A 12977-nucleotide genomic window follows, 5' to 3' on the forward strand; every position below is an offset into this window, starting at 1 on the left:
AGATGCGTATCAGTACCAGTCAAATCTACGATTCCGCGATGCAGGGTATGGAGCGCAACCAGAGTGCGCTGCTGAAAGTGCAGAATCAGCTGGCTAGCGGACGTCGGCTGCTGACTCCGGCGGACGATCCGGTAGCCGCCGCGCGGGCGCTGTCGGTGAGCCAGGCCAAGGACGTTGGCGCCCAATACGCGAGCAATCAGAACGACGCCAGTGATCGGCTGGCGCTGGTCGATAGCCAATTGAGCGCCTTGGGCGAGGCGCTGCAGGGCGTCCGTAGCCGGGTGGTCCAGGCCGGCAATACGGTTCTCGCCGATAGCGACCGGCAGGCGATCGCCGTCGAACTCGAGGCGCGTCTCGAAGAAGTCATGGGGATCGCCAATAGCCGCAATGCGACCGGCGACTATCTCTTTTCCGGCTACCAGGGGGCGACCAGGCCGTTTGCGCGCAGCGCTGCGAGCGCGCCCGAGAGCGCTTCGTCGGTGAGTTATTACGGCGACGATGGCCAGCGTTTGCTGCAGGTCGGGTCATCGCGACAAATGGCCAGCAACGTTGCCGGCAGCGACCTGTTCATGAACATCCGGCAGGGTAACGGCAGTTTCTCGACGGCGGCCGGTGCCGATGGCGGGGTTGCCAATCAGGGGAGCGGCGTCATCGATGCGGGTTCGCTATTGGATCCGCAGCAGTGGCAAAGCGCTTTGAACGCCGATTTTCCCTGGCAGGGTTCGAGCAATCACGCGCTGCAGATCGTTTTTTCGTCGCCGGGCGGTGTCAGCAGTTACCAGTTGTTCGATGCGTCGACTCCGGCACCGCCCAGCGCGCCCTTGCCGGCCAAGGCGGTCGGCGACGTGCTGCCGTTTTCTTCCGGGCAGGTTGTGCCGCTGGTCAGTACCGCGCCGGCGGTCGATTTCGGCGCGCAGGTGGTGATCAGCGGCCAGCCTGCCGCCGGCGACACCTTTACCATCAAGCCGAGTGCCAACAAGAGCGTCTTTCAAACCATCGACGAACTGATCGGCCTGTTGCGTTCGCCGCTGCCTTCAAGCACCGCCAGAAGCGAATTTTCCGGACAGTTGTCGGCGCACCTCGGCAACCTCGACCAGGCGCTGCTTAATGTCGGGCGCGTGCAGGCGACCGTCGGAGCGCACCTGCAGGAACTGGAAGGCCTGAGCAGCAGTTCGGCTGCGCTCGATATCCAGTACCAGCAGACCTTGTCGGAGCTTCAGGATCTGGATTACGCACAAGCCATTTCGGATTTCACCAGACAGCAGGTCACACTTGAAGCGGCGCAGAAGTCGTTTGTCACGATCAGTGGCTTGAGCCTCTTCAATTACCTCTGATTGGCGAGAATTGTGATGTCTGTGGTGCGCTGTCTGTGATGATTTCCCGACGCTGTGTCGGTGCTTGCTCGCTGGCCGTCCTCCTGGCGGCGTGCGGCACCGTGACGCTCGAACAGACGCCGGACGGCGACGCCGGCGCTCCTGTTAACTACCGCTACAGTCAGTCGCCGAATCCGACGCTCAGCGTTGAGCCCGGCAAGGCCATCGCGCTGGTTGGCGCAGTCGGCTACACGGCCGAGCACTACACCGGTCCGGCCGCCAATCTGGGTCTGGCCGCTGCGGCGGCGGTCGTGGCCTACGTCATTTACGATCCCTTGGCGCCCAATTGGAGCATTGAGGAAAGGCTTGTCGGCAGCGACACCTACGTCGTGTCAATGCGCGCCAAGAGTTTTCGCACCGGCGGCGACGGCGAGTCGGGCTTGATTCTCAGGCGGCGCGCGCTGCAGTTGCAGCAGCAACGCGGCTTTCTCGCCTACCGCATCCTCGACTACTCGGAAGGTATCGAGTCGAGCACGCCTTTTACGCATCGTTTTGCCGAAGGCGTTTTTCAGCTGGTCCGTCGCGACCCGGCAAGAACGCCTTAGGGCGCGGCTACCGAGAAGTTTCCGAGGACCGACTCCAGGCCGTATTCGAACAGCTGCTGCAGAGGTCCACTCAGATACGACAGGGCCAGCATCAAGGCGATAAAACCGAGGGTGATGGTCAGCGGGAAGCCGATCACGATCAAGTTGAGTTGCGGCGCGGCGCGGCTCAGGATGGCCAGAGCCAGGTTGGTGACCAACAGCGCGACGACGATCGGCAGCGCCAGCAGCAAACCCGAGGAGAAGATCACTGCCGCCCAGTTGCTCAAGTTCCACCAGCTGGCGGCGGCCAGCGATGCGTTGCCGACCGGCAGTGCGCTGAAGCTGTGCGTCAAGGTGGCGATCAGCAGCAGGTGACCGTTGAGGGCCATGAACGTCAGTAGCGCCAGCAGCCCGATGAACTCGGCGATCACCGGCGTCTGACCGGCGCTTTGCGGGTCGTACGAGGTGGCGAAGCCGAGACCCATCTGCAGTCCGATCATGGTGCCCGCCAGGTCAACCGCGCTGAATACCAGGCGTATCGTGAAACCCATGGCAAAGCCGATGATGAGTTCTTGCGCCAGGATCAACAGGCCGGCCGCCGACGCCGGGTTGACGGCCGGCATCGCTGGCAGGATTGGCGCAATCGCCAGGGTGATCGCCAGACCAAGGATCAGCCGGATGCGCATCGGCAAGGCCGGATTGCTGAACGGCGGCGCACTGGCCAGCACCGCAAGGATGCGCGTCAAAGGGAAGAAGAAGGCGACGATCCAGGCGTCGATCTGTGCCGATGTCAGGCTGATCATCGCGCGTCGCCTAGCCGACCAGCAGCGGGATGCTTTCGAACAGTCGTCGAACGTAGTTGACCATCGTGTCGAGCATCCATGGGCCGGCCAGAAGAAGAGTCAGGAAGACGCCGACCAGCTTGGGAATGAACGACAGCGTCTGCTCGTTGATCTGCGTCGCGGCCTGAAAGATGCTGACGATCAGGCCGATCAGAAGCGCTGTCAGGAGCAGCGGCGCGGACAGCAGCAAGGTCATCTCGACCGCTTGACGCCCGATGTCCATGACCAGTTCGGGTGTCATGTGCCGAAGCTGGCGACCAGTGAGCCGACAATCAGCTGCCAGCCATCGACCAGAACGAATAGCATCAGCTTGAAGGGCAAGGCAATCATCACCGGCGACATCATCATCATGCCCATCGACATCAGGACGCTGGCGACGACCATGTCGACGATCAGGAAGGGGATGAAGATGATGAAGCCGATCTGAAAACCCGTTTTCAATTCGCTGGTCACGAACGCCGGGATCAGCAAGCGCATCGGAATGTCGTCGGCAGACTGGAAGCGCGGCGCGTTGGTCATCCGCGCAAACAGCGCGATATCCGATTCGCGCGTCTGTTTGAGCATGAACTGGCGTAGCGGCACGGCGCCGCGCTCGATCGCCTGCACGTAGGTGATCCGGTTCTCGGACAAGGGCAGGTAGGCCTCGTTGTAGATGCTGTCGAGCACCGGCGACATGATGAAGAAGGTGAGGAACAGCGACAGGCCGACCAGCACCTGATTCGGTGGCGAGGTCTGCGTGCCGAGGGCGTGTCGCAGCAGCGAGAGGACGATGATGATGCGCGTAAAGCTGGTCATCATCAGCAGCGCCGCCGGGAGAAAAGTCAGCGCCGTCAGCGTCAGCAGCGTCTGGATCGACAGCGTGTAGGTCTGGCTACCGCCAGCGCCCGGGCTGCTGGTCAGCGCCGGCAGGCCGCCAGCCTGTGCCCAGGCCGCGAGTGGCGTCAGCAAGGTCAGCAGAATGCAGCAGCCAGTGAGTCTAGTGGCCTTCACGTTTGCGCTCGGCGATCTGTTTGAGCCACTCGGCAAAGGGGCGCTGGCCGTCGCCAGGCGGTGGCAGCTCGCCCTTCGGCAGCGTGTGCAGGGTGCGAATCTGGCCTGGCACCAGGCCGACGACGATCCAGGTATCGTCGACCTCGACGAGAATGATGCGCTCCCTGCTGCCGATCATCAGGCCACCGACGACGCGCAGTGGGCCACTGCTGCCAAAGCCGCGACCGCCATTCAGTTTGCGCAGCAGGAAAGCGGCCAGAAACACTATGCCGATCACCAGCGCCAGCGCGAGAAGCGTTTGCAGCATCGCGGCCAGCGATACGCCGGGCGCTTCGGCAAGCGCCGCCTGCGCCGCCGCGCTGCCCGAAAACAGCGCACACAGCAGCGCGCACGGCAGAGTGCGGGCGACAGCGGCGTGGCGGCGATTGAGCGATGTGAAGTGTCGAAGCAAGTGGTGGGCCGGCTGGGGGCTGCTCGCTATCTTAAGGAAATCGACACCGGGAGCAAACGGCGTGTCTGATCGGGTCGCCTGCAGGCGCTGGCACGGCGGCTCAATGGCCGATCTTTCGAGCGCGCTCGGAGGGGGTGACGATATCGGTCAGGCGAATCCCGAATTTGTCGTTGACCACCACGACCTCGCCCTGGGCGATCAGCGTGCCATTGACAAAAACGCTCATCGGTTCGCCGGCCATGGCGTCAAGCTCAACGACCGAGCCGTGCGCAAGTTGCAGAAGATTTTTGATGGTGATCTTGGTACGACCGAGTTCGACGGCGATCTGGACCGGAATATCCAGGATCATGTCGAGTTCATTGATCAGCGAGGCTTTGTTCGCCGGTTCGTTGAAGCTCGGGAAAATATCGGCGGCTGACGCGCCGGCACCGGGACTTGCTTCGGCCGTCGCCTGCTCGGCCATCGCCGCGGCCCAGTCGTCGTCGGCGCTACTATCGTCGGCGCTGCCGTCGTCGGCGGCGGGACTTGCGAAATCGTCCGTCTCGTCCTTATCCATTGCTTTCTCCGGCATGGGCTTCCTCGTCGGCAGCCACGAAGCGGTCGATCTTGAGTGCGTACTGCCCATCCTGCTGCCCGTAGCGGCATTCCATCACCGGTACATCGTCGACCAGGGCGATAATTTTTTGGGGGATATCGAGAGGAATGATATCACCGACTTTCATGTTCAAAATCTGGCGCAGAGTGACGCTGGTGGTCGCCAGCTTGGCGGTGATTTCGACCTCGGCGTTCTTCAGTTGTTTGCGCAGCATGATGATCCAGCGGCGGTCAGTTGATAGTTGATCGCTCTGCATGGCGCTGTACAGCAGATCACGGATCGGTTCGATCATCGAGTACGGGAAGCAGATGTGCATGTCGGCAGTCGAGCCTCCGAATTCCAGCGAGAAAGTCGTTGAGACGACGATTTCAGACGGCGTCGCGATGTTCGCGAACTGCGAATTCATTTCCGAGCGCAGGTACTCGAAAGTCATGTCATAGACCGGCTTCCAGGAACGCGAGTACTCGGTAAACACGACGCCCAGCAGGCCCTGGATGATCCGTTGTTCGGTGGCCGTGAAGTCGCGGCCTTCGACGCGCGTGTGAAAGCGGCCATCGCCACCAAACATGTTGTCGACGACCAGAAAAACCAGGCTCGGGTCGAAGACGAACAAGGCCGTGCCGCGCAGCGGTTTGGCGGCGACCAGATTGAGGTTGGTCGGGACCACCAGATTGCGGGTGAACTCGCTGTATTTCTGGACTCGTATCGAGCCTACCGAGATCTCGGTACTGCGGTGCATGTAGTTGAAGAGACCGATCCGCAGGTAACGGGCAAAGCGTTCATTGACCAGCTCCAGCGTCGGCATCCGGCCGCGGACGATTCGCTCTTGCGTGCCAAGGTTGTAAGGACGCGCGCCATCGGTCGCGTCGTCAAGCGCTTCCGGCTCGTCGGCCTCGCCGCTGACGCCCTTGAGCAGGGCGTCGACTTCATCCTGGGAAAGGAAATCGGCGCTCATCGTTGCTCTCGTCGCTCACTGGATGATGAAAGAGGTGAACAGCACTTCGCGGATCGGCGCGTCGCGTTGTTTCCCCTTGCCGGCGGGATCAAGGACAGCGTTGATCTGCTCCTTGATTTCCTCGGCGAGTTTTCGTTTACCCTCGATAGTGATCAGCTCCGAAGCTTTCTTGCTCGACAGGAGCAGCGTCAGGTCGTTGCGCAACTTGGGCATGTACTGCTTGAGCTGTTCGTCGGTCTGATGATCGTCGACTTCGACCGAAAGGATCAATTGCAGGAATTGGTCGCCATTCTCCGGGACGAGATTGACGGTGAATGCGTCGAGAGCGACGTAGATCGGTGGCGCGTCCCGGTCGACTTTCTTCCGCTTGACTGGCCTGGCCTTTTCGACGGAGTCTTGACTCTGGTACTCGTCGTGCTCGGCAGCGGGTTTCAAGAGCAGGAACGCGCCTACCGCCGCGACGCCGAGCAGCAGCACCACCAAGGTGATGATGACGATGATCAGCAGTTTCTTGCTACTCTTCGCTGGCGCGGCGGTGGCGCTGTCAGCTCCCGGCTTTGCTTCAGTGGCCATTCAGCACCTGTCTCCTGGTTTCTTCACTTATCGGGGCTTCTCGAATCCGGCCGCTACGTGCCGCCGGCTGTCCGCGCGAAAGCCGCTGGGCGGCTAAGCGAAAATATCGATCATCGCCCTGCCGCGGTGGCTGGCAACGCTCTGCGCCAGCACGCCGCTGGCGGAATCAGTGGCAAGTATAGCCGCATCGGCGTCAAGTCGGGGTGAGCGAGCGGGCTGCTGTCGACCATCGCCGGCTTGTCGGAACGATTCACTGCCGACGCTCACCTGCCCGAGCTCGATGCCGGCATTGGCGAACATTTCGCGCAGTCGTGGCACGGCCGCTTCGAGGGCGCCGCGGACATCGGCGTTGGTCGAGACGAAATGTGCGTTGGCGCCCTCCTTGTCGAGCCGCAGGCTGATCTCTACGGACCCCAGCTGCGGTGGATTGAGCGTCAGCTGCGCAAGCTGCTTGTCGTTGCTCGCGAACCACAACAGCTTGTGACCAAGATCAGTCGCCCAGGACGCGTCGCGCAGTGGTGTCTGGACGCTTTGGGCGATCTCCGGCGCCATCGTTGCGGCACTCGGGGTGGGTGGCATTGGCGCCAGAGTGACGAGGTTGTTTGCTGGCGGCGCTTGTTCCACGACTTTCGCCTCGGCTCGCCCGAAAGCCAGCGCCGCGACGTCGGAGACGGCAATTTTTGCCGCCTTGCCGTCGCTGTCGTATGGCGGCAAGGCCGACGACCAGCGGTCGTCGCTGGCCTGGCCGGCGAGTTCCAGGGCAGTGGTCGCCGCGCTGATGCTGGCCGAGGCGACGAGTGGATCGCTGCGGCCGCTTACCGCCAGGCTGGGGGTGTCGCTGCCGGTGAGTGGCACGCGCTCCGGCTGCCGCGGCGGATTTGGCAGGTTGCGCTGCGCGAGTTCGAGTACCGACAGGAACTGTGAGTCGTTGAGCGCTGGGCTGGCCTCGTCGACCGTACTCTTGCCGTCGTCAGCGTTGTCGGCTGGCGATGCGCTGACCTTGACTGGCAGGCCGAGCAGCACGCTGGCGAAGTCCGGGCTGTTAGCTTTGCCGTCGGCGGTCGCCGGGTCGGCTGCGGGGCGTTCCGGGGGGGCGTCCGGGACGGGTAGTTTGGCGAAGCTTGAAACGATCGTAATGCTCATGGTCGATGCTCTCCAGCAGGGGCTATCGCTATTCAAGCAATTGGCGTGCCAGAACCCTGTCAGGGTGCCTCAGTCGTGATCGTCGTCCTTGCGGCGAGCGGCAAACTCATCTTGCGCCTTTTGCTCCTGGCGCACTTCGCGCCTCGCTTCGTCGGCGCGGTGACGTTCGCGAAGCGCATCGAAGGCCTGTAGTCGGGCTCGCTGCTGTTGCCAGTTGGCCTGGCCCGCGGCGGTCTGCGTCTGCTGCTGGCTGACCTCGGCGGTCTGCTGCTGGATGGCCTCGTCGAGGCGGTTCAGGAACTCGTAGTAGTTGTGCCAAGCGGCTTGTCGAAGGCCGTCTTGCGCGGCTTTCTGGAAGCGCTCGGTGTATTCGTCGCGGTACTGCTGGAGCATGCTGAGTTTGTTCGTGGCGTCGCGTTCGCTGGCGATCAGGCGTGCCAGGTGCTGGGTGGCCTCGTCGCTGCGACTCTGCATCAGCTCGAGAACGGTTTGCAGTGAGAATGGTCTGGGCATGGGCGGCTCTGGCGATCAATTCACGCCGACTTTCAGGCGCCGGCCGCAAACAAGGCGTGCAGTTGCGCCAGGCTGCTGTCAAAGTCCGCACGTTGCGCCAGGCTTTGCTGCAACAACATTTCGAAGCGCGGGTAGATGGCGATGGCCTGGTCGAGTTGCAGGTCGGAGCCGGCGACGTAGGCACCGACGCTGATCAGGTCGCGCGAGCGCTGATAGCGCGAAAAGAGATTCTTGAAGCGCCGAATCTGCTCCAGGTGCGCCGGGCTGACCAGGTTGACCATCGCCCGCGAGATCGATTGTTCGATATCGATCGCCGGATAGTGGCCGGCGTCGGCCAGCGTCCGCGAGAGCACGATGTGGCCGTCGAGGATGGCGCGTGCCGAATCGGCGATCGGGTCCTGCTGGTCGTCGCCTTCGGCGAGGACGGTGTAGAAGGCGGTGATCGAGCCGCCGCCGTCGGCGCCGTTGCCAGCACGTTCGACGAGTTGCGGCAGGCGGGCGAAAACCGATGGCGGGTAGCCACGTGTCACCGGTGGTTCGCCGATGGCCAGCGCAATCTCGCGCTGGGCCATCGCGTAGCGCGTCAGCGAGTCCATGATCAGCAGGACGTGCCGGCCCTGATCGCGAAAGTACTCGGCGATAGACGTTGCGTAGGCAGCGCCCTGCAGGCGCATCAAGGGGCTGACGTCAGCCGGCGCGGCGACGACCACCGACCGGCGCAGGCCTTGTTCGCCAAGAATCTGTTCGATGAACTCCTTGACCTCACGACCGCGTTCGCCGATCAGGCCGACGACAATGACGTCGGCCTCGGTATAGCGGGCCATCATGCCGAGCAGCACGCTCTTGCCGACACCCGATCCGGCGAACAGGCCCATCCGTTGGCCACGGCCTACACAGAGTAGCGAATTGATGGCGCGTACGCCGACGTCGAGCGGCTGCTCGATCGCTGCCCTCGACATCGGGTTGACCGGGCGGCTCTGGAGTGGGCGAAGCGATCTGGCGTTCAGCGGGCCAAGTTTGTCGAGTGGCCGGCCGGCGCCGTCGAGGACGCGGCCGAGGAGCGATTCACCGACCGGCACCAGCTTCGCGCGGTCGATCGAGCGCCGCCGTGCGGGCGGTGGCTGATCGATTCGCGGTGGCTGCTTAGGAGCCTCCAGGGCCACCACGCGGGCGCCTGGCGGCAGGCCGTAGACGTCCTCGGAGGGCATCAGAAACAGCCGTTCGCCGTTGAAACCGACGACTTCGGCTTCGATCGGCGAGCCGCCAATGGGCATGATCCGGCACGAACTGCCGAGCGGTAGCCTGAGCCCGGAGGCCTCCATGACCAGGCCGTTGATACGCGTCAGGTGGCCGCTCGGCAGTAGCGAATTGACCTGGCTGGTGGCCTGTCCGCAGTCATCGAGAAAGCGCCGCCAGGTGGCCAGGTGCGAGTTCTCCGAGCGATCACTCACCGGGTTCTCCGCTGCTTTTCGACGGCGTCTCGGCGGCCCGGGCCTCCAGCCACTCCTGACTGATGCCGATGCTTTCGATGACCCGGCGCCAGCGCGTCTCCAGGCTTGCATCGACTTCGCTGGCGCCCAGTTCGACGCGACAGCCGCCAGGCGTCAGCGTCGCGTCGTCGACGATTCGCCAGTTGACGTGCGCGAGGTGTTCGCCAAGCTGCGTACGGACCAGGCTGGCATCGTCGGGGTGAACAAACAGCAACGGCTGCCCGTGCTGGTGGTGAAGCGTGCTGACCGCCTCGCGGACTACCGGCAAGAGCAGCTCGGGCTTGACTCGCAGGCTTTGCCGCAAGACCTGGCTGGCGACTTCGATGGCCAGGGTCAGCAATTGCTCGGCGACGCCCTGGTCGACGTCGGCCAGCGCCTCGGCCAGGTTGTCGAGCAGCACCGACATTGCTGTCGCCGTCGTCTGCGCGGCGCCGATTCCCTCCGCGTAGCCGGCCGCGTAGCCGGCCTCGTGCGCCTCGTGATGCATGCGCTCGATTTCTTCGGCCGTTGGCAGGGGTACCGGCGTTTCCTGCAGTTCGCCGTCGGTCGCAGCGCCATCGTCTGCCGGCTGCTCGTCGGCTGCTGGCGCTGGCGGCGCTGGCAACGGCGCAGCCGGCGGCGGCTCGGCGGCGGCTTGCTGTTCCTCGTCGAAAGCGGCGACTTCCCACCGTTGGTAGGCGGTCAGCTGCTCCTTGGGAATCCAGTTGCTCATGACCGATGCGTGCTCAGACCATTTCCTCGCCACCGGCGCCGCCGAGTACGATCTGGCCTTCGTCGGCGAGGCGGCGGACGATCTTGAGGATTTCCTTCTGCTCGGCTTCGACTTCGGAAAGGCGCACCGGGCCACGCGAATCGAGGTCTTCGCGGAGCATTTCGGACGCCCGCTGCGACATGTTCTTGAAGATCTTTTCGCGCAGCGATTCGGTGGCGCCCTTCATCGCCAGGATCAGCGACTCGGACTGAATTTCGCGCAGCAGGAGCTGGATTGCACGGTCGTCGAGTTCGAGGAGGTTCTCGAAGACGAACATCTCGTCGAGGATCTTCTGCGCCAGGTCGGGATCGTATTCACGGATCGAGTCGACCACCGAGGTCTCGTTGGCAGTGCCCATGAAGTTGAGGATTTCGGCGACCGTCCGGACGCCACCCATCGCCGATTGCTTGACGCTGGCCGACCCCGAGAGCAGGCGCAGCATGACGTCGTTCAACTCCCTCAAGGCTTCGGGTTGAATCCCTTCGAGCGTCGCAATCCGCAACACCACGTCGTTGCGCAGTCGCTCGGAAAACTGGTTCAGGATCTCGCTGGTGTGGTCATGGGCGAGGTGAACGAGAATCGTGGCGATGATCTGCGGGTGCTCGTTCTTGATCAGGTCGGCTACCGTCGGAGCGTCCATCCACTTGAGCCCCTCGATGCCATTGGTGTCGCCGGGCTGCAGGATACGCGAGATCAGGTTCGATGCCTTGTCGTCACCCAGGGCTTTGGTGAGCACCGAGCGCACGTAGGCATCGGTATCGACGTGCACCGCGGCAGATTCCTCGGCGGTGGCCTGGAACTCCGAGAGCACCTGGTCGACGCGTGTGCGCGGTACCGATCGCAGCGCCGCCATGGCGTGACCGAGCTTCTGCACTTCCTTGGGACCGAGGTGCTTGAGGACTTCGGCGGCGTAGTCTTCACCGAGAGCGATCAGCAGAATGGCGCTTTTCTCGACGCCGTCATCCGTTGGCATTGGTCCCCATCCAGTCCCTGATAATGTTGGCTACGGCCTTCGGATCTGCCTGCGCCAGCGCGCGCGCGTCGGCGAGTTTCTTCTCGAGCAGCATGGCGGGCGTCGGCAGGTGCTGCTCCCCTTCGCCTTCGCCGCCGCCTTCTTCACCGGCCAGGAGGTCGATGCTGCCGCCAAGGGTCTTGTCGGCCGCTTCCTTCGGTTGCAGGACCGTTTTCAGTAGCGGCCGGACGACGCCCAGCAACAGATAGGCGATGATCGCCGCGATGGCGGCATACTTGAACAGGTCCTTGGCCAGGGTGAGCATTTCGGGGTCGCGCCATGGCGGCAGTTCGTCGGCTTTTTCGATCGCGGTGAAGGGCGCATTGGCTACCGAAATGGTGTCGCCGCGATCCTTGCTGAAACCCATGGCTTCCTTGACGAGATCGCTGATCTGCTTCAGTTCCGCGTCGGCTAGCGGCTTGCTGACGGCTTTGCCGTCCTTGCCGATTTCCTGGCGTTGATTGACCACCACCGCCGCCGACAGGCGCTTGATCATCCCGACCGCGTGCTTGATGTGACGGATCGTCTTGTCGACCTCGTAGTTGACCGTCGAGTTCTTGCTGGTGCTGAGTGGCTGGCCGACGCTGGCGATCGGCGCCTGCACGCCGGCGGCATCGATTTGCCCGGGCAAGGGCTGCGTCGGCGTTGCGGCTGCGCCGGCACCAGCGACCGCCGGCCGGGTCAGTGGGGCGCTGGCCGGCGTCGGCGGCTGATTGCTGAGCGCCCCGGGGACGCCCTGTGCACTCGGGTTGGTGCTCGCCGTTTCGCTGGTTTGCTGGCTGCGAATGCTGATCTCTGGTGGCGTCGTGTTCGGCCGATGCGTTTCGGCGGTCTGTTCGCTTTGCGAAAAGTCGATGTCGGCGGCAATCTGGACGCGCGCGTTGTCGGCACCAACAATCGGCGCCAGGATGTCTTCAACGCGCTTGATGATGCTCGCCTCGACTTCCTGAATGTACTTCACCTGCGTTGGATCGAGGCCGGCTTCGAGCAGCTTGCTCTTCATCTGGGACAGCAGTGCGCCGCTCTGATCGAGCAGGGTGACGCTGCTCGGCGCCAGCTGCGGCACGCTGGCCGCGATCAGATTCTGGATGCCGGCGATCTGGGCAGGATCCAGAGAGCGTCCGGGATAGAGGCGGAGCAGAACCGACGCCGATGGTTTCAGCTCTTCGCGCAGGAAGACGCTCGGTTTCGGAATGGCCAGGTGCACGCGTGCCGACTGGATGGCAGCGATCGATTGGATCGTTCGCGACAGTTCGCCCTCCAGGCCGCGTTGATAGTTGACCTGCTCGGCGAACTGACTGATACCGAACTTCTGCGCCTCCATCAATTCGAAGCCGACGGCGCCGCCTCGTGGCAGCCCCTGCGAGGCGAGGCGCAGGCGCACATCATGGACGCGGCTGTCGGGAACCAGGATGGCGCTGCCTGAGTCGTTGAAGCGATAGGGAACGTTCATCTGCTCGAGAGCGGCGATGATGGCGCCGCCGTCGCGTTCGCCGATGTTGGAGAAGAGGATCTTGTATTCGCCTTGTTTAAGCATGCTGCCAGCGACGACGAGCAGGGCGACGACGGCGGCGATCGAAACCATCAGCACCACTTTTTGTCGGTCGGTCAAACGCGCCAGCGCCTCGCGAACGCGATCGAGCGGATTGCCCGCGCCTACTGCATCTGTGGTTTCGGTTCCGGCTGCCGCCATGCGCGCGATACGGTGTAAGCCCGCGATAAAGCGGGCGAAAGGCAAAAAAAGATGACAATTACTCTGCTATTG

The 12977-nt window shown here is 63.3% G+C and carries 15 protein-coding genes; 2 read left to right on the top strand and 13 right to left on the bottom strand.

Annotated elements, in window-relative coordinates; all coding sequences use genetic code 11:
• Positions 1-2 precede the first annotated feature (2 nt).
• Both flgL and QZ656_RS17145 read left to right on the top strand, forming a co-directional pair.
• Positions 3-1334, top strand: a complete 1332-nt coding sequence (gene flgL, locus QZ656_RS17140) for a flagellar hook-associated protein FlgL (RefSeq protein ID WP_291994533.1) — start codon at positions 3-5, stop codon at positions 1332-1334.
• 35 nt (positions 1335-1369) lie between these two features.
• Positions 1370-1918, top strand: a complete 549-nt coding sequence (locus tag QZ656_RS17145) for a hypothetical protein (RefSeq protein WP_291994534.1) — start codon at positions 1370-1372, stop codon at positions 1916-1918.
• Here QZ656_RS17145 and fliR read toward each other — a convergent pair.
• From fliR to fliF, 13 genes are all read right to left on the bottom strand, one after another.
• Complete coding sequence (gene fliR / locus QZ656_RS17150; protein ID WP_291994535.1) at positions 1915-2700, bottom strand: flagellar biosynthetic protein FliR; 786 nt, start codon at positions 2698-2700, stop codon at positions 1915-1917. The two genes, QZ656_RS17145 and fliR, sit on opposite strands and share 4 nt — an antisense overlap.
• Positions 2701-2710: 10 nt before the next feature.
• Positions 2711-2980 carry a flagellar biosynthesis protein FliQ gene (fliQ, locus tag QZ656_RS17155; RefSeq protein WP_291994536.1) on the bottom strand — a complete coding sequence of 90 codons (270 nt, stop codon included), beginning with the start codon at positions 2978-2980 and terminating at the stop codon, positions 2711-2713.
• The gene (fliP, locus tag QZ656_RS17160; RefSeq protein WP_291994537.1) at positions 2977-3729 is read right to left on the bottom strand and encodes a flagellar type III secretion system pore protein FliP; all 753 of its coding nucleotides are present in this window, start codon (positions 3727-3729) and stop codon (positions 2977-2979) included. The genes fliQ and fliP overlap by 4 nt, the downstream gene beginning before the upstream one ends.
• A complete protein-coding gene (gene fliO / locus QZ656_RS17165; RefSeq protein ID WP_291994538.1) occupies positions 3716-4180 on the bottom strand; it encodes a flagellar biosynthetic protein FliO in 465 nt (154 codons plus the stop codon). Before fliO ends, fliP begins: the two co-directional genes overlap by 14 nt.
• A gap of 100 nt (positions 4181-4280) precedes the next feature.
• A complete protein-coding gene (fliN, locus tag QZ656_RS17170; protein ID WP_291994539.1) occupies positions 4281-4736 on the bottom strand; it encodes a flagellar motor switch protein FliN in 456 nt (151 codons plus the stop codon).
• Positions 4729-5730, bottom strand: a complete 1002-nt coding sequence (fliM, locus tag QZ656_RS17175; RefSeq protein WP_291994540.1) for a flagellar motor switch protein FliM — start codon at positions 5728-5730, stop codon at positions 4729-4731. The genes fliN and fliM overlap by 8 nt, the downstream gene beginning before the upstream one ends.
• A 15-nt stretch (positions 5731-5745) precedes the next feature.
• Positions 5746-6303, bottom strand: coding sequence for a flagellar basal body-associated FliL family protein (locus tag QZ656_RS17180; RefSeq protein WP_291994541.1), 558 nt, complete (start codon positions 6301-6303; stop codon positions 5746-5748).
• Between the two features lie 93 nt (positions 6304-6396).
• Positions 6397-7446: a flagellar hook-length control protein FliK gene (locus tag QZ656_RS17185; RefSeq protein WP_291994542.1), complete on the bottom strand. Its 1050-nt coding sequence runs from the start codon at positions 7444-7446 to the stop codon at positions 6397-6399.
• 69 nt (positions 7447-7515) lie between these two features.
• The gene (gene fliJ / locus QZ656_RS17190; protein WP_291994543.1) at positions 7516-7959 is read right to left on the bottom strand and encodes a flagellar export protein FliJ; all 444 of its coding nucleotides are present in this window, start codon (positions 7957-7959) and stop codon (positions 7516-7518) included.
• A 32-nt stretch (positions 7960-7991) separates the two neighbouring features.
• Positions 7992-9383, bottom strand: a complete 1392-nt coding sequence (gene fliI / locus QZ656_RS17195; protein WP_366522191.1) for a flagellar protein export ATPase FliI — start codon at positions 9381-9383, stop codon at positions 7992-7994.
• Positions 9384-9402: 19 nt separating this feature from the next.
• Positions 9403-10161, bottom strand: a complete 759-nt coding sequence (locus QZ656_RS17200; RefSeq protein WP_291994545.1) for a flagellar assembly protein FliH — start codon at positions 10159-10161, stop codon at positions 9403-9405.
• A 13-nt stretch (positions 10162-10174) separates the two neighbouring features.
• Positions 10175-11173 (bottom strand): flagellar motor switch protein FliG, encoded by a 999-nt coding sequence (fliG, locus tag QZ656_RS17205; protein ID WP_291994546.1) that lies wholly within the window; start codon positions 11171-11173, stop codon positions 10175-10177.
• Positions 11160-12824, bottom strand: a complete 1665-nt coding sequence (gene fliF, locus QZ656_RS17210; RefSeq protein WP_291994547.1) for a flagellar basal-body MS-ring/collar protein FliF — start codon at positions 12822-12824, stop codon at positions 11160-11162. Before fliF ends, fliG begins: the two co-directional genes overlap by 14 nt.
• Positions 12825-12977: the final 153 nt, after the last annotated feature.

Source organism: Candidatus Accumulibacter sp. ACC003 (assembly GCF_907163085.1).
Taxonomy (GTDB): Bacteria; Pseudomonadota; Gammaproteobacteria; order Burkholderiales; family Rhodocyclaceae; genus Accumulibacter.

What these genes read in the sequence shown, in the direction of transcription:
- flgL (WP_291994533.1), top strand. Translation starts at nt 3, where the DNA reads ATGCGTATCAGTACCAGTCAAATCTACGATTCCGCGATGCAGGGTATG.
- fliR (WP_291994535.1), bottom strand. Translation starts at nt 2,700, where the DNA reads ATGATCAGCCTGACATCGGCACAGATCGACGCCTGGATCGTCGCCTTC.
- fliQ (WP_291994536.1), bottom strand. Translation starts at nt 2,980, where the DNA reads ATGACACCCGAACTGGTCATGGACATCGGGCGTCAAGCGGTCGAGATG.
- fliN (WP_291994539.1), bottom strand. Translation starts at nt 4,736, where the DNA reads ATGGATAAGGACGAGACGGACGATTTCGCAAGTCCCGCCGCCGACGAC.
- fliM (WP_291994540.1), bottom strand. Translation starts at nt 5,730, where the DNA reads ATGAGCGCCGATTTCCTTTCCCAGGATGAAGTCGACGCCCTGCTCAAG.
- QZ656_RS17180 (WP_291994541.1), bottom strand. Translation starts at nt 6,303, where the DNA reads ATGGCCACTGAAGCAAAGCCGGGAGCTGACAGCGCCACCGCCGCGCCA.
- QZ656_RS17185 (WP_291994542.1), bottom strand. Translation starts at nt 7,446, where the DNA reads ATGAGCATTACGATCGTTTCAAGCTTCGCCAAACTACCCGTCCCGGAC.
- fliJ (WP_291994543.1), bottom strand. Translation starts at nt 7,959, where the DNA reads ATGCCCAGACCATTCTCACTGCAAACCGTTCTCGAGCTGATGCAGAGT.
- QZ656_RS17200 (WP_291994545.1), bottom strand. Translation starts at nt 10,161, where the DNA reads ATGAGCAACTGGATTCCCAAGGAGCAGCTGACCGCCTACCAACGGTGG.
- fliG (WP_291994546.1), bottom strand. Translation starts at nt 11,173, where the DNA reads ATGCCAACGGATGACGGCGTCGAGAAAAGCGCCATTCTGCTGATCGCT.